The sequence below is a fragment of the Streptomyces sp. CB00316 genome, from assembly GCF_001905595.1.
GTDB lineage: Bacteria > Actinomycetota > Actinomycetes > Streptomycetales > Streptomycetaceae > Streptomyces.
The window spans coordinates 40,494-57,924 of record NZ_LIXI01000004.1 but is presented as its reverse complement, the minus strand read 5'-3'; the positions used below and the strand labels follow the sequence as shown (position 1 = coordinate 57,924).

General features: G+C 71.9%; 21 protein-coding genes. 6 read left to right on the top strand and 15 right to left on the bottom strand.

The window, feature by feature from the left end; all coding sequences use genetic code 11:
* Positions 1-2: 2 nt before the first annotated feature.
* From AMK21_RS11605 to AMK21_RS11580, 6 genes are all read right to left on the bottom strand, one after another.
* Positions 3-968: a YgfZ/GcvT domain-containing protein gene (locus AMK21_RS11605; protein ID WP_073876922.1), complete on the bottom strand. Its 966-nt coding sequence runs from the start codon at positions 966-968 to the stop codon at positions 3-5.
* A gap of 10 nt (positions 969-978) precedes the next feature.
* The gene (locus AMK21_RS11600) at positions 979-1,431 is read right to left on the bottom strand and encodes a Fur family transcriptional regulator (protein ID WP_073876920.1); all 453 of its coding nucleotides are present in this window, start codon (positions 1,429-1,431) and stop codon (positions 979-981) included.
* A 68-nt stretch (positions 1,432-1,499) separates the two neighbouring features.
* A complete protein-coding gene (locus tag AMK21_RS11595; RefSeq protein WP_073876918.1) occupies positions 1,500-2,072 on the bottom strand; it encodes an FABP family protein in 573 nt (190 codons plus the stop codon).
* Between the two features lie 297 nt (positions 2,073-2,369).
* Positions 2,370-3,239: a hypothetical protein gene (locus AMK21_RS11590; protein ID WP_073876916.1), complete on the bottom strand. Its 870-nt coding sequence runs from the start codon at positions 3,237-3,239 to the stop codon at positions 2,370-2,372.
* Positions 3,236-4,066: a hypothetical protein gene (locus AMK21_RS11585; protein WP_079181140.1), complete on the bottom strand. Its 831-nt coding sequence runs from the start codon at positions 4,064-4,066 to the stop codon at positions 3,236-3,238. Before AMK21_RS11585 ends, AMK21_RS11590 begins: the two co-directional genes overlap by 4 nt.
* A complete protein-coding gene (locus AMK21_RS11580; RefSeq protein WP_324613890.1) occupies positions 4,063-4,800 on the bottom strand; it encodes a hypothetical protein in 738 nt (245 codons plus the stop codon). Before AMK21_RS11580 ends, AMK21_RS11585 begins: the two co-directional genes overlap by 4 nt.
* Positions 4,801-4,941: 141 nt before the next feature.
* On the opposite strand from AMK21_RS11580, the gene AMK21_RS11575 reads away from it, so the two are divergent.
* Entirely contained in the window at positions 4,942-5,304 is a 363-nt protein-coding gene (locus tag AMK21_RS11575) for a DsrE family protein (RefSeq protein WP_073876912.1), read from the top strand.
* A gap of 13 nt (positions 5,305-5,317) precedes the next feature.
* On the opposite strand, the gene AMK21_RS11570 is transcribed toward AMK21_RS11575, so the two are convergent.
* The 8 genes from AMK21_RS11570 to AMK21_RS11540 form a co-directional block, all read right to left on the bottom strand.
* Positions 5,318-5,575, bottom strand: a complete 258-nt coding sequence (locus AMK21_RS11570) for a DUF3099 domain-containing protein (RefSeq protein WP_073876910.1) — start codon at positions 5,573-5,575, stop codon at positions 5,318-5,320.
* Between the two features lie 154 nt (positions 5,576-5,729).
* Complete coding sequence (locus tag AMK21_RS11565; protein ID WP_003968135.1) at positions 5,730-6,017, bottom strand: DUF1416 domain-containing protein; 288 nt, start codon at positions 6,015-6,017, stop codon at positions 5,730-5,732.
* A gap of 42 nt (positions 6,018-6,059) precedes the next feature.
* Positions 6,060-6,899, bottom strand: a complete 840-nt coding sequence (locus tag AMK21_RS11560) for a sulfurtransferase (protein ID WP_073876908.1) — start codon at positions 6,897-6,899, stop codon at positions 6,060-6,062.
* Positions 6,900-7,067: 168 nt separating this feature from the next.
* The gene (locus AMK21_RS37080) at positions 7,068-7,148 is read right to left on the bottom strand and encodes a putative leader peptide (protein ID WP_350240574.1); all 81 of its coding nucleotides are present in this window, start codon (positions 7,146-7,148) and stop codon (positions 7,068-7,070) included.
* A gap of 207 nt (positions 7,149-7,355) precedes the next feature.
* Positions 7,356-8,045, bottom strand: coding sequence for a DUF2993 domain-containing protein (locus AMK21_RS11555; RefSeq protein ID WP_073876906.1), 690 nt, complete (start codon positions 8,043-8,045; stop codon positions 7,356-7,358).
* A gap of 171 nt (positions 8,046-8,216) precedes the next feature.
* Complete coding sequence (locus tag AMK21_RS11550; protein WP_073876904.1) at positions 8,217-9,512, bottom strand: hypothetical protein; 1,296 nt, start codon at positions 9,510-9,512, stop codon at positions 8,217-8,219.
* Positions 9,513-9,522: 10 nt separating this feature from the next.
* Positions 9,523-9,777: a MoaD/ThiS family protein gene (locus AMK21_RS11545; RefSeq protein WP_073876902.1), complete on the bottom strand. Its 255-nt coding sequence runs from the start codon at positions 9,775-9,777 to the stop codon at positions 9,523-9,525.
* Between the two features lie 67 nt (positions 9,778-9,844).
* Positions 9,845-10,702 carry an alpha/beta hydrolase gene (locus AMK21_RS11540; RefSeq protein WP_073876900.1) on the bottom strand — a complete coding sequence of 286 codons (858 nt, stop codon included), beginning with the start codon at positions 10,700-10,702 and terminating at the stop codon, positions 9,845-9,847.
* A 344-nt stretch (positions 10,703-11,046) separates the two neighbouring features.
* On the opposite strand from AMK21_RS11540, the gene AMK21_RS11535 reads away from it, so the two are divergent.
* The 5 genes from AMK21_RS11535 (at position 11,047) to AMK21_RS11515 (ending at position 16,464) form a co-directional block, all read left to right on the top strand.
* A complete protein-coding gene (locus AMK21_RS11535; protein ID WP_073876898.1) occupies positions 11,047-11,853 on the top strand; it encodes a response regulator transcription factor in 807 nt (268 codons plus the stop codon).
* Positions 11,854-11,877: 24 nt separating this feature from the next.
* Entirely contained in the window at positions 11,878-12,918 is a 1,041-nt protein-coding gene (locus AMK21_RS11530) for a LacI family DNA-binding transcriptional regulator (RefSeq protein WP_073876896.1), read from the top strand.
* 184 nt (positions 12,919-13,102) lie between these two features.
* A complete protein-coding gene (locus AMK21_RS11525) occupies positions 13,103-14,191 on the top strand; it encodes a S1C family serine protease (RefSeq protein WP_073876894.1) in 1,089 nt (362 codons plus the stop codon).
* A 69-nt stretch (positions 14,192-14,260) separates the two neighbouring features.
* Complete coding sequence (locus AMK21_RS11520) at positions 14,261-14,995, top strand: response regulator transcription factor (protein ID WP_073876892.1); 735 nt, start codon at positions 14,261-14,263, stop codon at positions 14,993-14,995.
* Complete coding sequence (locus AMK21_RS11515) at positions 14,992-16,464, top strand: HAMP domain-containing sensor histidine kinase (RefSeq protein ID WP_073876890.1); 1,473 nt, start codon at positions 14,992-14,994, stop codon at positions 16,462-16,464. The genes AMK21_RS11520 and AMK21_RS11515 overlap by 4 nt, the downstream gene beginning before the upstream one ends.
* 24 nt (positions 16,465-16,488) lie before the next feature.
* Here AMK21_RS11515 and AMK21_RS11510 read toward each other — a convergent pair whose 3' ends face one another.
* Complete coding sequence (locus tag AMK21_RS11510) at positions 16,489-17,178, bottom strand: endonuclease/exonuclease/phosphatase family protein (RefSeq protein ID WP_234421936.1); 690 nt, start codon at positions 17,176-17,178, stop codon at positions 16,489-16,491.
* Positions 17,179-17,431: the final 253 nt, after the last annotated feature.

The following is a 17,431-nucleotide window of genomic DNA, read 5'->3' as shown; positions in this document are numbered from 1 at the left end:
CCCTACGGCTCGACGACCGTCTCCTGAGCCGCCGCCGTGTCCCCGGCCATCAGCTCCGCGTCCACCGCCACGTTCCGCTTGACCAGCGCCAGGGCGATCGGGCCCAGCTCGTGGTGGCGGGCCGAGGTGGTGATGAAGCCGAGCTGACGGCCCTCCTCGCCGTCGGCGGCCAGCCGTACGGGCGTCCCGTGACCGGGCAGGTGCACCTCGCTGCCGTCCAGGTGCAGGAAGACCAGCCGGCGCGGCGGCTTCCCCAGGTTGTGGACGCGGGCGACGGTCTCCTGGCCCCGGTAGCACCCCTTCTGGAGGTGGACGGCGGTGCCGATCCAGCCCAGCTCGTGCGGGATGGTGCGGTGGTCGGTCTCGAAGCCGACGCGCGGCCGGTGCGCCTCGATGCGCAGCGCCTCGTACGCCAGGATCCCGACGGCCGGGCCGTTGGCGGCCGCGTACGTCTCCAGGTCGGCCCGGGGCAGGAACAGGTCCCGGCCCTGCGCGGTCTCCCGTACGGCGACCCCGTCCGGGACCTCCGCGATGGAACCGGCCGGGAGGTGGACGACCGCGGTGTCCTCGGTACGGTCGGCGACCTCGACCCGGTAGAAGAACTTCATCGACTCCAGGTAGGCGATGAGATCGCCCTGGGTGCCGGGTTCGACGTGCATCCACACCGTCGCCCCGTCGTCGACGAGGTACATGGCGTGCTCGATGTGGCCGTTGGCGGAGAGGATCAGGGCCTCGGTGGCCTGGCCGGGGGCGAGATCGCTGACGTGCTGGGTGAGCAGCAGGTGCAGCCAGCTCAGCCGGTCGTCACCGGTGACGACGACGACACCGCGGTGGGAGAGGTCGACGAGGCCGTTGCCGTCGGCGAGGGCGCGTTGCTCGCGGAACAGGTCGCCGTAATGTCCGGCGACTCCTTCGTCGCGGCCCTCGGCGGCGACGGCGCCGGGCAGGGACAGCAGGGGGCTCTTCATGCCGCCCAGCCTACGACTTGGGCTCGCCGGTGCCTGCGCCGTCCCTCGCGGCCGTGCACGCCTCGCACCGGCCGAAGATCGCGAAGTGCTTCATATCGGTCGCGAAGCCGAAGTCGGCGCGGAGCTTCTCGGTGAACTCGGCGACGACGGAGAGGTCCGCCTCGATGACGCCCTGGCAGTCCCGGCAGACCAGGTGGATGTGGTGATGCCGGTCGGCCAGGTGGTACGTCGGAGCGCCGTGGCCCAGATGGGCGTGGCTCACCAGCCCGAGCTCCTCCAGGAGCTCCAGGGTCCGGTACACCGTGGAGATGTTCACCCCGGACGCGGTCTTGCGGACCTCGCACAGGATGTCGTCCGGGGTCGCGTGCTCCAGGGCGTCCACGGCCTCCAGCACGAGCTGGCGCTGGGGCGTCAGCCGATAGCCACGCTGCCGAAGATCGGTCTTCCAGTCGGTGCTCACCACAGGCCCAGTGTAGGGCGGGGCGAGCACCGACCGGCAGGGCTCGTCGTCGAGGGGCGCTCGGGGGCGGTCTACTTGAAGAACGCGATGCCGTCGTCGGGCATGTCCTCAAGGTTCCGCGCCATCTCGGCGACCTCTTCCGGGGTGACGACCTTCTTCAGGTGCGCCGACATGTAGGGGCGCAGCTCCACCTCGGGGGTCGCCTTCTCGCCGACCCACATGAGGTCGCTCTTCACATACCCGTAGAGGCGCTTTCCGCCGGTGTACGGGCCGGAGGCGGCGGTGCGGGCCACGGCGTCGGTGACCAGGTCGATCTGCGGCTTCTGGTGGGCGAGCTCGCCGTACCAGATCTCGACGACGCCCTGGTCGCGGACCATGACGGCCTCGACCTTGCGGTCCTTGTCGATGCGCCAGTAGCCGGACTCCGACTCCAGCGGGCGGACCTGGTTGCCGTCGGCGTCCAGGACCCAGGTGCGGGAGACGTACTCCAGGAAGTCACGGCCGTCGTGGCTGAACGTGACCTCCTGGCCGAAGTTGCACTTCTCCGCGTCTGGGAAGTCGGAAACGCCCGCGCCCGCCCACTTGCCGATGAGGAAGGCCAGCGGGACGAGGTCCGGGTGGAGGTCGGACGGAATCTCGATCATGAGCGGCTCAGACGATCTGTGAGGGTACGAAGGGTGGGCGGGCCGGATACGGCGAGGTTCAGCGCTGGCCCTGGTACAGCTTCTTCACGGCGACGACCGTGAAGGCGAGCACGCCGACGCAGACCAGGATGAGCAGGGCGGAGAAGAATGCCTCAAGCACGGGGGCTCCTCGGAATGAGCGGTATGGCGGCAGTACAGGGCCGGGTCCCAGCCTAATGGGTGGGACCCCGGCCTTCTCGTCCAGGTAGGGGCCGAACGGCGTCACCACCGCCCGGCCCACCACCCCGGCCGCCCGGCTCAGCCGAGCAGCTGGTTCTGCAGGATCACGGTCTGGTGGAACGGGATCCGCGCCGCTTCCTTCTTGCCCGGCCGCTCGTGCACGATCAGGGCGAGGGTGTCACCGGCGCCGCTGTACGCCTGCCGGGTGTGCGCGGCGCCGTGCGGGGCCTTCTCGGTGAGGCTGTACGACGCGACCCCCTCGACCGCACGCGAGAACGTCCAGGTCGTCTCGAACGCCGTCTCCTCCACCCCGGCCAGCGTGGGGTGCGTCGAGTGGCCGATGCGCAGTTCGTCCCGTACGTGGGTGGCGAAGGCGGTCGAGTTGAACCGCAGCAGGTAGATCCGGGCCCGGGTTCCGTCCGGCATCGTCCAGCCCCGGGCCGCGATGTGCCGGGGCGGTGTGTCCACGAGGAGCTGGGCCAGCTCGTCCCGGTGCTCGGCCCCGTACTCGGCGAGGAACCGTTCCTGCTTCACCCAGCCGCCGTCGAGCGCCTTGTCCGGGGTGGCCCCGGCGGGAGCGGGCAGCAACAGCTTCCGCAGGTCCGCGTGGTGGATCTCCGCGGTGTTGGCGTCGGTGAACGGGCGGGGCGCACCGGCCGGCAGCGCGGGCAGGGACAGCTTCGGGTAGTCCCAGCGCCCGTCGCCCTCGGTGGCGAGCCCGGGGACGTCGGTCCGCTCGGCCGAGGTGATCGCCAGCGCCGTACCCGTACCGAGCCCGCCGAACACCAGCAGGGCCACCGTCCACCGGGCCACGGCCCGCAGAGCGCGGCGGGGCGGGCGGGGGGCCTCCGGCACGGCCGGGGAGGGGGTGGGCGCGGCGGGGAGCGCCGGCTCGACGGGGGCCGTCGGTTCGGCAGGGGCGGGTACCGCGGTCTGCTGCTCGTTCATATGGACTCCCCCGGGGACGTGATGTGGTCGAGCTGCTCCTTGACCAGGCCGGCGACCGTGGACGCGCTGAACGGCTTCGGCCCTTCCGCCTCGACGGTCACCGACATCCCGCCCTCGTACGCGGAGCAGGCGATGCTGTCGAGCGGGTCCTTGCCGTCCTTGGGCATCCGGTAGCAGGTGGCGTCCTTGTGGCCCTCGATCTTCGGCCCCTTGCGCAGCACACCGAACGAGTTCAGCAGGGCGATCTGCCGCTCGTGCATGGTGCGGACCGCCCGCTCGTCCTCCATCTTGACCACCCGGACGGAGAGCACCAGATCGTCGGAGCCGCCGGTGTACGAGCGGTGGGCGACGCCCTTGACCCGGAGCTTGTCGAAGAACGCGTCGAGCTCACGGCGCTGCTTGCCCGCCAGCCCGCGCCCGGTCTCCTTCAGGGCGGCGGTGGCCTCCGCGCCGCTCGTCTCGCCGTCGTTGCCGAGCTCGCCGATGTCCGGGCCGAGCCGGTAGCCCTCGGGCACGGGCATCAGCAGCCTGCTCAGCTCGGTGTCCGTCCGGCCGCGGTCCGCCTTCGCGGCGGGATCGAGGCCCGGCTTGGGGCCGCTGCCGTCCCAGACGACCGTGGTGACGGTCCGGTCGGCACGGTTCGCGGTCTGCACGGTGTAGGCGGCGGCACCGCCCACCGCGGCGAGCACCAGCACGAAGGGCAGCACGGTGAGCACCACCCGGCGCCGCTTCCGGGCGGGAGCCTGCGGAGCGGCGGAGGCCTCGGGCTCTACGGCCTCCACGGCCTCCACGGCCTCTACGGGAGTCGTCTCGACGTCGTCGCTCACAGGCGCTCCAGCTGTCGTTCGGCCAGGGAGCGGATGTCCTTCTTGCTGACCGGTTTCGTGTCGATGATGTCGATGTCGATCATGATGTCGCCGCGCACGGCCAGCGCCCTGGCGCGGTAGAAGGGCAGGTAGCCGGGCTCCCGGTCGACGGCGTACAGAAAGTAGCGGCCGGAGCCGGTGCCTTCGAGCGGGTCACCGGCGTTGCCGGCCCCCTCCGCCGCCTCCGGCATGTACGAGAGCTGTCCCCCGAAGTGGTCGGCGGCGCCCATGACCGCGTTCGACCGGAACTGGACCAGGGTGACGACGGACTCCCGGTACGTGCCCTGCGCCCATCCGGTCACCGCGACCCGGCGCAGGTCGTTCCCGGCGAGGGACAGGAACATGTCCCGCTCGTGCTTGAAGTCACGGACGTAGTCCGGGAGCGGCAGCCACTCACCCCCCTTCCGGGGGTACGACGAAGAGCCCTTCGCCCCCTTGGGGCGCTCCACCAGCAGCTTGCGCAGATCGCCGTCTGTCCTGACCTGCCGGTCCTCGGAGGCCGGCAGCGGGGCAGGTGCCTTGTCGGCGGGGAGCGGCTTCGCCGGATAGCCGAGGCCGGGCTGGGCGAGGACGGGCAGCGGGGTGGGCGGCCGCTGCGCCTGGATGCCGTAGCCGACGGCGGCGCCGCCGGAGATCCCGAGCAGGGCCGCGGCGGCGATGATCAGCGCCGTACGGCCGCGGGGTCTCTTCCGCACGGGCGGCACGGGCGAAACCGGTGTCGTTCGGTTCCAAAAGGGTCCCCTGGAAGGAGCTGAGGCACACGTCGCGTACGTGCGCCAATAGGTGACTCGCAGGTCAGGGGAGAGGTTGTCTGACGGAGGATTACAGTTCGGCGTATGTCGAAGAAGCTTGTGATCAAGGTGACCGCCGGGCCCGAATCCGCCGAGCGCTGCTCGCAGGCCTTCACCGTGGCGGCGGTGGCCGTGGCCAGTGGCGTGGAGGTCTCGCTCTGGCTGACCGGGGAGTCCTCGTGGTTCGCGCTGCCGGGCCGGGCCGCCGAGTTCGAGCTGCCGCACGCCGCCCCGCTGCCCGATCTGCTCGACTCGATCCTGGCCGGCGGCCGGGTCACCCTCTGCACGCAGTGCGCGGCCCGGCGCGAGATCACGGAGAAGGACGTGCTGGAGGGCGTACGGATCGCGGGGGCGCAGGTCTTCGTGCAGGAGTCCATGGCGGACGGCGCGCAGGCGCTCGTCTACTGACCTTCGCCGCGCGTCAGTACCGCTTCCTGCCGTCCAGCTCGTCCCACCACTCGTCGGACTCCGGGTCGCCGGAGGGGTCGTCCCACCACCGGTCCTCCGGCCCCCGCCGGTTGGCGAGCACCGCGGCGACGGGCGGGATCACCATGGCGACCAGGCACATCGCGACGGCGGCCGGCATCGACCACAGGCGCACGACGGCCCAGGCGGAGACGAAGAGGGCGACGCATCCGCCCATCATCCAGATGTAGCCGCGCCGGCGTCGGGCGTACATGTCTCCAGCGTAGGACCGTAGGACCGTTTCCGGGCCTCCGTGACAGCACGGCACAGGACGGCGCGAAGGGCCGCACCCCGCGTCAGGTGGCGTCCAACCCCCTGGGGTGCGGCCCTCCGGCCGTTCTGTGCCGTCGACCGGCCGTGCCGGGGGATCAGACGGCGATCGCGACCTCGGAGAGTCCACCGGTCTGCGCGACGACCGTGCGGTCGGCGCTGCCGCCCGGGACCAGGGCGCGGAGCGTCCAGGTGCCCTCGGCCGCGTAGAAGCGGAACTGTCCGGTCGCCGAGGTCGGGACCTCGGCGGTGAACTCGCCGGTCGAGTCCAGCAGACGCACGTAACCGGTGACGGGCTCGCCGTCGCGGGTCACGCTGCCCTGGATGGTGGTCTCACCGGGCTTGATCGTCGAAGCGTCGGGGCCGCCGGCCTGTGCTCCACACATGGGGTTCTGTCCTTCTGGTCGAAGTGGTGCTGGTCGGTCGGTTTACTTGTTGGCGCCGAGCTCGATCGGCACGCCGACGAGGGAGCCGTACTCGGTCCAGGAACCGTCGTAGTTCTTGACGTTCTCCTGGCCGAGCAGCTCGTGCAGGACGAACCAGGTGAGCGCGGAGCGCTCACCGATGCGGCAGTAGGCGATGGTGTCCTTCGCCAGGTCGACCTGCTCGTCCTCGTAGAGGGCCTTGAGCTCGTCGTCCGACTTGAAGGTGCCGTCGTCGTTGGCGTTCTTCGACCACGGGATGTTCCGGGCGCTCGGCACGTGGCCGGGGCGCTGCGACTGCTCCTGCGGGAGGTGCGCCGGGGCGAGCAGCTTGCCGCTGAACTCGTCGGGCGAGCGCACGTCGACCAGATTCTGGCTGCCGATGGCCTTCACGACGTCGTCGCGGTAGGCGCGGATCGACTCGTCCTGGGGCTTGGCCTTGTACTCGGTGGCCGGGCGCGTCGGGACGACGTCGGTCAGGTCGCGGGAGTCCAGCTCCCACTTCTTGCGGCCGCCGTCGAGGAGCTTGACGTTCTCGTGGCCGTACAGCTTGAAGTACCAGTAGGCGTAGGAGGCGAACCAGTTGTTGTTGCCGCCGTAGAGGACGACCAGCGTGTCGTTGCCGATGCCCTTCTCGCTGAGCAGCTTCTCGAAGCCGGCCTGGTCCACGAAGTCACGGCGGACCGGGTCCTGGAGGTCCTTCGTCCAGTCGATCCGGATCGCGTTCTTGATGTGGTTCTTCTCGTACGCCGAGGTGTCCTCGTCGACCTCGACGATGGCGACCTGCGGGTCATCGATGTGGGCCTCGACCCAGTCGGCGTCTACCAGGACGTCGCTGCGGCTCATGTTGTTCTCCTCCGGGGCAGTCTGCGGCGGGTGGTGCGAGATGCGGAGTGATCGTGCGGGGGTGCGGGTGTACACGCGGACGGGCGGAGCGCGGCGCGTACGGAGCACGGGGCCGGCCCTGACAGTGGTCGAAGGGCCGAGGGAGGCGGGACGGAACGGACGCCCCGCTCAGGAGGTGCGACAGAGCATGGCGGCGACGCGGCACAGGTCTACTGCCCGCCGCTTCGTGAGATCCGCCTGTCGCTTCATGGGTCCGATCGTAGGGAAGTACGGGCGGAGATGTCACCGTCGTGTCGCATGATGAGACGCGATCATCCATGATGCGAGACGCGAGATGGCCAGGCGCGCCCCGGGGCCGGATTCCCGCCGCGCCTCGTCCGCCGCACATCTAAGGACCGGACACCGGCGTCTCACTATCCGGATCGGAGGGTGGCGGGTGCGGAGAGGGGCGGGGAGTCAGCCCGTCAGCGAGACGTCCGAGCCGTTCAGCGCGATCTCCAGGCCGCTCTCGGTCACCTGGATCTTCTGGAGTTCGAGGCCCTTCGGCAGGCCGTCGACGTCCCCCTCGAAGTCCGTCCTCGTCCGCACCAGCCGCTCCACCCCCGGGATGCCCTCCCCCGGCACCTCGTCCGCCCGCACCTTGATCGTGTGGGCGTCGACGCGGGTCACGGTGGAGACCACGCTGCGGGAGATCGGGCGGCCGAGGATCTCGACCGTGCCGGTGACCTTGACCTTGCCGTCGCCGCCGTACGCGAGGGTGACGCCGTCCTCCGCCGCCGCCGTCAGGTCCGCGTACGAGACGACGGCCGTGCCGTTGGCGCGGGCGGCCGTGGCGCTGGAGTAGCCGGAGCCGAGCTTCACGTCGTGCAGCCGCGCCCGCACCTCGCCGACGCGTATCGCGCGGCCCGCGGCCTCGGTCTTCATGTCCTTGAGGGTGACGTCGACCCGGTCGAGCTCCGAGGCGGCGAGCTGGGTCAGGAAGGGGAAGCCCTTGATCGAGATCTCGGTCGTCCCCGCGCTGCCCCCGCTGACGCTGACCCGGTCCTCGGCCTCCGACTCAACGAAGTGGAGGGCCAGCCGGTCGGCGGCGACGAAGAGGCCGCCGAGCACCACCAGCAGGACCAGCAGTATTCGCAGTGCGCGCATGTGTGTCGTTCCCCACCTCGGCCGTACGGTCGGTCCCCCCGGCATCCGTGAGCCTACTGCGACAGCAGGGGACGCCCCGGGTGATCGACGAGTGGCACCACCTCATCGGTTCCCGGGGCGTGTACCCCCGTTGAGTGGGCGTCAGGCCTGTGGACGCCTGGTAAGGCCGCGTCAGGCGAGCGCGCGGCCGATCAGATAGACCGCCGGGGCCGCCGCGGTGAGCGGCAGCGCCACCCCCGCCGTCATGTGGACGAAGCGCGACGGGTAGTCGTAGCTCGCCACCCGCAGACCGATCAGGGCGCAGACGCCCGCCGCGAGGCCGAGGAGCGCCCCCTGGCCGCCGTACTCCGTGAAGCCGCCCACCGCGATGCCGGCGCCCGCGCTCGCGAGCAGCGCCACCACGACCGACGCGGCACCCGGCAGCGGCAGGGCCCGGGCGAGCACGGCGGCCGCTACCGCCACCCCGCCGACCGTCACCGCGTCCCCGGCCGCCGCGAGGTGTGCGGCGGCGAGGACCGCGAGGGCCGCCGAGACGACCGTGGCCATCAGCCCGTACATCCGCTCCTCGCCGGTCGCGGGGGAGCGGAGCTGGAGGACGACGGTGAGCAGCACCCAGGCCCCCAGGGTGCCCAGGAGTGCGGTGGGCCCGTGCTCCCGGCCCGCCGCGAGGAGCGCGGCATCGGCGACGAGGCCGCCGGCGAAGGCGAGCGCGATGCCCTGGCGGGCCGGCCACATGCCGTTGAGCCGGAACCATCCGGCGGCGGTCACCGCCTGGAGGAGGACGAGCGGGACGAGCAGGGCGTACGCGCCGACGGCCGCGCCCCCCGCGAGGAGCAGGCCGAGCCCGGCGGTGATCGCGGCGGGCTGCATCCCGGGCGCGATGATCGGCGAGCGCCCCTCGGCCCGGGCCCGCTGGGCGTCGGTGATCCGGGCGTTGCCGAGGGTGTTGGGGGCGCTGTAGCCGGAGGTGTCGGTGGCGTGGGGCACGGCCGGGGGTACGGGGTCGGGGGCGGCCGGAGAGGCGGCCGGGGCCTCGGGCGGCAGCGGGAAGGAGCCGGAGGCGCCCTGCGGGGGCAGGTAGCCGGTATCGCCGGCGGGCCGGTACGGCTGCTGGGGCTCCTGGTACGGCTGGTGGTGCTGGGGCTCCTGGTACCGCGGCCGCGGTGTCCCGTACGGGTCGGGCTGCCCGGTTCCGTACGCGTCCGGCTGCTGCTGCCCGTAGGCCTGCGCGGGCCCCGGCTGCTGGTCAGGCCTCTGAGCGGGGTCCCGCCGGATCGTCGGCTGGTACTGCGTGTCCCAGGTCGGCGCCTGCCACGTCTGCGTCCCGCCCTGGTCGTAGCCGCCCGGCTCCTGGGGCAGCGCCGACTGCCCGGCCGTCCCGTCGGGCCAGTGCTGCGGCGCCTGGGGATGGTGGGGCTGGTGTTGCGGGTCGTACGGGTAGGGGTACTGCTGATCGCTGCTGCTCATGGCCTGCGGTTCACCCTCCTGCGAACGGCGGGAGCACCTCGACCGTGCCGCCCTCGGCAAGGCGTACGGTCTCATGCCCACGGGTACCGACGGGGTTGCCGTCGATGAGGAACGAGCACCTCTGGAGCACCCTGCTCAGCTCGCCGGGGTGCCGTTCGCGTACGGCGTCGAGCGCCTCGGCGAGGGTCGCCGCCGCGTACGGCTCCTCGGCGATGCCCGCGGCGGCCTTGGCCGCAGCCCAGTAGCGGATCGTCCCCGCTGCCATGGCGCCACTCCTTAGGTTCGGTAGGTCCGGTCGACCCACGCCTCGTGCGTCAGCTCTCCATGATGGGTCACGCGGACAGCGCGGCCGTCGCCCAGTCGGCGATCCGGCCGAGGAGGGCGTCGTCCGCCGCGTTCTCCGCGTGCCCCATCCCCCGCTCCAGCCACAGGTCCGCACCGCCCTCCCCCGCCGCCTCGGCCAGCATGCGCGGGTGGTCCAGCGGGAAGTAAGGGTCCCGGTCGCCGTGCACGAGCAGCAGCGGGGCCGGGGCGATGAGCGGGACCGCGGCGACCGGGGAGAGCGGGACGGGGTCCCAGTCGTCGGTGGCGATCCGGGTACGGAATCCGTACCGCCCGACGAGGCGCCCCGAGGGGCGGGTGACCACCCAGTGCAGACGGCGCATCGGGGCCGTACCCCGGTAGTACCAGCGCGCGGGGGCACTGACCGCGACCACCGCGTCGGCGTGAGCGCCGAAGTGCGCCCCTGAGTGCTCCCCCGTGCTCCGTTCGCGCACCGGTACACGAACGGCCGCATCGCGTGCCTCGGGTCCGTCCGTATACAGAGCGCCGTGGCGGAGCGCCACCGAACCGCCCATGGAGAACCCGACCGTAACCACCCGGCCGTGCCCCAGGGTCCGCGCCCACGCCACCGCGGCGGCCAGATCCAGCACCTCGCGGTCACCCACCGTGGAGCGCCCGCCGGACCGCCCGTGGCCCCGGAACGAGAACGTGATCACGGCCGCACGCTGGGAGAACACCCGCGCGGCCCGGCGTACGGCGGGGCGGGCGACCGAACCGGTGAACCCGTGCGCCACCACGATCACAGGGGTGTCGGCGGCCGGTTCCGCGCGAGCCCCGGCAGATGCGCCGGAACCCGCCGTACACGGTTCGTACACCGCCTCGACCGGGACCCCGTCATCGGTCAGCAATGTGGCGAATCGTGGGACCCGCGTGAGCAAGGGAACAGAAGAACTCAGGAATCGACCCTCGGACGCGGAACTCATGTGGGCTATTCTGCTGCGAAGAGGATCCGGGCAATGCAGCCCCCGGGTCCTTTTGTGCTTCCCGGGCGTTGTTACGGAGACGTTTCGACAAGCTCAGCGGTCCCAGGGCGCGGGACCGCGACGTAAAAACCGCATGACGTACGAAGCAGTGCCGCATACTCCCCCGGGTCCGACCCGGGAGTGCCCCTCTCGCAGGGAACGAGGAGGACCGACGTAATGGGCGAGCGAACCGTGCAACACGATCGACCGAACCAGGCAGGTGGGCGGCGATGAGTTCACTGCTGCTGTTGACGAACGCACTCCAGCCCTCGACGGAGGTGCTCCCCGCCCTCGGCCTCCTGCTGCACAGCGTGCGGGTCGCCCCCGCCGAGGGCCCGGCCCTGGTGGACACCCCGGGCGCCGATGTGATCCTCATCGACGGGCGCCGCGACCTGCCCCAGGTCCGCTCGCTCTGTCAGCTGCTGCGGTCCACCGGACCCGGCTGCCCGCTGATCCTCGTCGTCACCGAGGGCGGCCTCGCGGCCGTCACCGCCGACTGGGGCATCGACGACGTCCTGCTGGACACCGCGGGGCCGGCCGAGGTGGAGGCGCGGCTGCGGCTGGCCACCGGCCGGCAGCAGATCACCTCCGACGACTCCCCGATGGAGATCCGCAACGGCGATCTCTCCGTCGACGAGGCCACGTACAGCGCGAAACTCAAGGGCCGGGTCCTGGACCTGACCTTCAAGGAATTCGAACTGCTGAAATACCTGGCCCAGCACCCGGGCCGGGTGTTCACCCGCGCCCAGCTCCTCCAGGAGGTCTGGGGCTACGACTACTTCGGCGGTACGCGGACGGTCGACGTCCACGTCCGGCGGCTGCGCGCCAAGCTCGGCCCCGAGCACGAGTCGCTGATCGGGACCGTCCGTAACGTCGGCTACCGCTTCGTCACCCCGGAGAAGGTCGAGCGTGCCGCCGAGGAGGCGAAGGAGCGGCAGACCGCCCCGCAGAAGGCCGCCGAGCCCGTCGCCCGTTCGGAGCAGTCCTCTTCGGCCTCGGCTGCGGAAGAAGCCCCGGTAGAGGCTGCCAAGAGGTAGGTCCATCCGCGTAGACTGCCGCGCGTGGCCAAGGTGACGCGGGACGATGTGGCGAGACTGGCGGGGACGTCGACCGCGGTCGTCAGTTACGTCATCAACAACGGACCCCGGCCGGTCGCCCCGGCCACGCGCGAGCGGGTGCTCGCCGCGATCAAGCAGCTGGGCTACCGGCCCGACCGGGTCGCCCAGGCCATGGCCTCGCGGCGGACCGACCTCATAGGGATGATCGTCCCCGACGCCCGGCAGCCCTTCTTCGCGGAGATGGCGCACGCGGTCGAACAGGCCGCCGCCGAGCGCGGGAAGATGGTGCTCGTCGGCAACTCCGACTACCGCGACGAGCGCGAGGTCCACTACCTGCGGGCCTTCCTCGGCATGCGCGTCTCCGGGCTGATCCTCGTCAGCCAGGGCCCCAGCGAGCGGGCGGCGGCGGAGATAGAGGCGTGGGACGCCCGGGTCGTGCTGCTGCACGAACGCCCCGAGGCGATCGACGACGTCGCCGTCGTCACGGACGACGTCGGAGGCGCCCAGCTCGCCACCCGCCACCTCCTGGAGCACGGCCACGCGTACGTGGCCTGCCTCGGCGGCGTCGAGTCGACCCCGGTGGTCGGTGACCCGGTCGCCGACCACGTCGAGGGATGGCGCCGGGCGATGCACGAGTCCGGCCGCTCGACGGAGGGCCGGCTCTTCCAGGCCCCGTACAACCGGTACGACGCCTACCAGGTGGCCCTCGGGCTGCTCGCCGGACCGGACCGGCCCCCGGCGATCTTCTGCGCCACGGACGACCAGGCCATCGGGGTGCTGCGGGCGGCGCGCGAGCTGCGCATCGACGTGCCGGGCGAGCTGGCGGTCGCGGGCTTCGACGACGTGAAGGAGGCCGGGCTCACCGATCCGCCGCTGACCACGGTCTTCTCCGACCGGCCGGCGATGGCGCGGGCCGCCGTGGACCTGGTGCTCGACGACTCGCTCCGGGTCGTCGGCTCGCGGCGGGAGCGGCTGAAGCAGTTCCCCTCGGCGCTGGTGATCCGGCGCTCGTGCGGCTGCGGGGAGCCGAACGCGTCGGCGTAGCCGCTGCCGATCCGCCCGGGGCGGTGTCAGTGGCCCGCTGCACCTGGGCGGTGTTCCTCTGGGCGGTGTTCCTCACGCAGAGCCGAGGCAGGCGGTGGGCAGCCGCCTTTACAGCGGGCATACGCGGTTCTTCCGGGCTTCTCAGGACGTACTCAGGCTGCTCTCATCTTGGCTCGCGAGGCTGATGCACATGACGGAGAGCCCCCGCCCCAGCGGCGCGTACACGACGGACCAGGACGCAACCCCGAACCCGCACACGTCCCCGTACGACACCTCGTACAGCACGGCGTACGACGGCGCGGCAGGCGGCTACCCGCCGCCGCCCCCGTACGCCCCCGATCCCTCCGCGTACGCCACCGAGCCCCCGGCCCACGGGCGCCGGGCGAAGCGGCCGGTGGCGCTGCTGGCTGCGGTCGCCCTCGCGGCAGCGGTGATCGGCGGCGGTACGGCGACCCTCGTCGGGCAGCTCACCGACGGCGGGGCCACCGCCAGCGGCTCCACCGGCGTGGTCAAGGGCACCACCGTCGCCCAGAGCAGCAAGGGGACGGTCTCGGGCGTCGCGGAAGCGGTCTCCCCGGCCATCGTCGAGATCGGCGCGGCCTCCTCGGCGGGCAAGTCCACCGGCTCCGGGGTCGTGATCACCGAGGACGGCGAGATCGTCACGAACAACCACGTCATCTCGGGCGCCCAGCAGATCGAGGTCACGCTCTCCACCGGCAAGACCTACACCGCCGACGTCGTGGGCACCGACCCCGACAAGGACCTCGCGCTCATCAAGCTGCGCGGCGCGAGCGGGCTGAAGACGGCCGCGCTCGGTGACTCCTCGCAGGTCGAGGTGGGCGACCAGGTCGTGGCGATCGGCTCGCCGGAGGGCCTGACGGGCACGGTCACCAGCGGGATCATCTCCGCGCTGGACCGGGACGTCACGGTGGCCAAGGACGACTCCGGCAGCGGCTCCGGGCAGGGCCAGGGCGGCGGAAGTGATCAGTGGCCGTTCGAGTTCGGCGGCCGGCAGTTCAACGGCGACACGGGCGAGAAGACGACCACGTACAAGGCGCTCCAGACCGACGCCTCCCTCAACCCCGGCAACTCCGGAGGCGCGCTGATCAACATGGACGGCGAGATCATCGGCATCAACTCCGCGATGTACGCGCCCAGTTCCTCGGCGGCGAGCGGCGGTTCATCGGCGGGCAGCGTGGGCCTCGGCTTCGCGATCCCGGTGAACACGCTCAAGGCCGACCTGGACGCCCTGCGCGCGGGCGACGGCTCCTGACCGTGCGAGGCTGAGCCCACCCCGCGGACCGGACGGGACCGGGTCGACACGAGAAGAGGACCAGCAGCGATGAGCCCCGCCGAAGACGATCCCCAACGCATCCTGATCGTCGACGACGAACCGGCCGTACGGGAGGCGCTCCAGCGCAGCCTCGCCTTCGAGGGATACGGCACGCAGGTCGCGGCCGACGGGTACGAGGCCCTGGCGATGGCAGAGGCGTACGCCCCCGACCTCATCGTCCTGGACATCCAGATGCCCCGCATGGACGGCCTCACCGCCGCCCGCCGCATCCGCGCCACCGGCTCCACCACGCCCATCCTCATGCTCACCGCCCGCGACACCGTCGGCGACCGGGTCACCGGCCTGGACGCGGGCGCGGACGACTACCTGGTCAAGCCGTTCGAGCTGGACGAGCTGTTCGCCCGCATCCGGGCCCTGCTGCGCCGCAGCTCGTACGCGTCGGCGGCGGGCGCGGATGTGTCCGACGACGACATCCTCTCCTTCGCCGACCTGCGGATGGACCTGACCACCCGCGAGGTCACCCGGAGCGAGCGCCGGGTCGAGCTGACCCGTACCGAGTTCACGCTGCTGGAGATGTTCCTGGCCCACCCGCGCCAGGTGCTGACCCGGGAGCAGATCCTCAAGGCGGTCTGGGGCTTCGACTTCGAGCCGAGCTCCAACTCCCTGGACGTGTACGTGATGTACCTGCGCCGCAAGACGGAGGCGGGCGGCGAGCCGCGCCTGGTCCACACCGTGCGCGGGGTCGGCTACGCGCTCCGTACGGGCGGGAGCGGCGAGGCGTGAGCGAGGCGGAGCCCACCGCGACCAAGGCGAGCCCCTCCACGAGGGGTCTCGTACGCCGCTTCCGCGCGCTGCCGCTGCGGTCCCGGCTCGCGCTCCTCGTGGCGACGGCGGTCGCGGTGGCGGTCGCGGCGGTGGCGGTGGCGTGCTGGTTCGTGACCCGGATCCAGCTGGAGGACCAGCTCGACGACTCGCTGCGCAACGCGAAGATGGACAACGAGCCGATGCGCGACCTGCTGAGCTCGTGCCTGAGCGGCGGGCAGCTGCCGGCCCAGGAGTTCCCCGGCCAGTACACCGTGCAGATCGTCGCGGCGAACGGCAGCTACTGCACGGCCCCGAACACCACGCCCGTAGCCGCTCAGCCGAGTGACGTCGCCGTGGCGGCCGGCCGCAGGACCGACGCCCTGCACACGACGGAGAACGACGACGGGAAGGACATGCGGGTCTACACCCGCAAGCTGCCGCCGGTGGTCAGCTCCGGCCAGGCCAACAACCAGCTGGCCGTCTCGGTGGCCCGCCCGCTCAGCGAGATCGACGCACCGCTCTCCACCCTCGCCTGGGTCCTCGCCCTGGTCGGCGGCATCGGTGTCGTCGGCGCGGGCGCGGCCGGGCTCTGGGTGGCGAGGGCGGGCCTGCGCCCGGTGGACGAACTCACGGAAGCCGTGGAGCACGTGGCGCGTACGGAGGACCTGACCGTACGGATCCCGGTCGACGGCGAGGACGAGATCGCCCGCCTGTCGAGCTCCTTCAACTCCATGGCGGCCCAGCTCGCCTCCTCCCGCGACCGCCAGGCCCAGCTGATCGCGGACGCCGGCCATGAGCTGCGCACGCCGCTCACCTCGCTGCGGACCAACGTGGAGCTGCTGGCGCGCAGCGACGAGACGGGCCGGGTGATCCCGCCGGAGGACCGCAAGGCGCTGATGGCCTCGGTGAAGGCGCAGATGACGGAGCTGGCCGCACTCATCGGCGACCTCCAGGAACTGGCCCGCCCGGACGCCGCCCAGCCCGGCCCGCTCCAGGTGGTGGCCCTCCACGACATCACCCGTACCGCCCTGCGCCGCGCCCGCCTGCGCGGCCCCGAGCTGACGATCACGGACGACCTGGCCCCCTGGTACGTACGGGCCGAGCCGGCCGCCCTGGAGCGGGCCATCGTCAACGTCCTGGACAATGCGGTGAAGTTCAGCCCGCCCCGCGCCACGATCGATGTCCACCTGCACCGGGGCGAGCTGACGGTACGGGACCGGGGCCCCGGCATCCCCCCCGAGGAGCTCCCGCACGTCTTCGAACGCTTCTGGCGCTCCCCCTCCGCCCGCCAGCTCCCCGGCTCGGGCCTGGGCCTGTCCATCGTGGCCCGCACGGTCCAGCAGGCGGGCGGCGAGATCGCGCTGAAGCCTGCCCCGGAGGGCAGCGGCCCGGGCACGGTGGCGACGATCAGGCTGCCGGGGGCGCCTACGCCTCCGCCGGGGATGTGAGCATCCCCGGCGGAGGCGTCCGGGTCAGCCGACGGCCACGCTCTCGATCATCACGTGGTGGTCCGAGTAGACCGAGTCCGCGACGGCGCACCAGCGGCGGGTCTCGGTGCTGAAGATGTAGTCGGTCTTCACCCCGGAACCGTGCGTCGGGCGGCCGGTGCGGGAAGTCCCCGTCTGGTCGCACTCCTGGTACCCGTCGGTGCCCGGGCCCTGGGAGTAGAGGCCCTGGGGCCACACCCGGGCGTGGGCGTTGTTCGGCACGTCCGGCGACCGGGCGTTGAAGTCACCGCCGAAGACCGTACGGGGGAACAGGTCGACGACCGCCTTGATCTCCGCGAACTGGTCGTCGCGGTAGTCCCAGGTGGGGTGGTCCGGGTTGATGCCCAGCCAGGAGGCGTGGACGTTGCAGAGCCGGATGTCGTCCCGGTAGGGGGCCGTCGCGCAGTGGAACGGTGCCTGGAGCCCCGTCCACGGCTGGGTGGTCGGGTAGGTGCGCGCGTCCTGGATCCCGCCCTTGACGATGATCGCGGTTCCCGCCCGCTCGGGCTTCCCCTCCACGCAGGGGCTGTCGTGCTTCACGCCGTTCTGCGACCAGCGGTACGGGTGGAACGCCTTGCCCCACCCCGGTCCCAGCTCCGTCATCAAGGTGGCGAGGGTGTTCTCGCAGACCTCCTGGAGCAGGACGGCGTGCACCCAGGTGTTGTCGACGTGCATCTTGACCACGCCTCGCCCGCCTTGTGGGCGCTCGTGCCCGTGTCCGTGCAGCCCCAGCGCGGGATGTCGCACATGTTCCACGACATGACCTGGAGGTTCTTCGGCTCCGCCGGGACCGGGGCGGCCGCCGTGGCCGGCTGCGCGACGGTCGCCGCACCGATCAGCAGCGCCAGAACGCCCAGCGCCGCGGCGGGTCTCCTCAGTGTTCCGAACAGGCTCATGGCATCCCCACCCCTTGGGAAAAGATCACGCA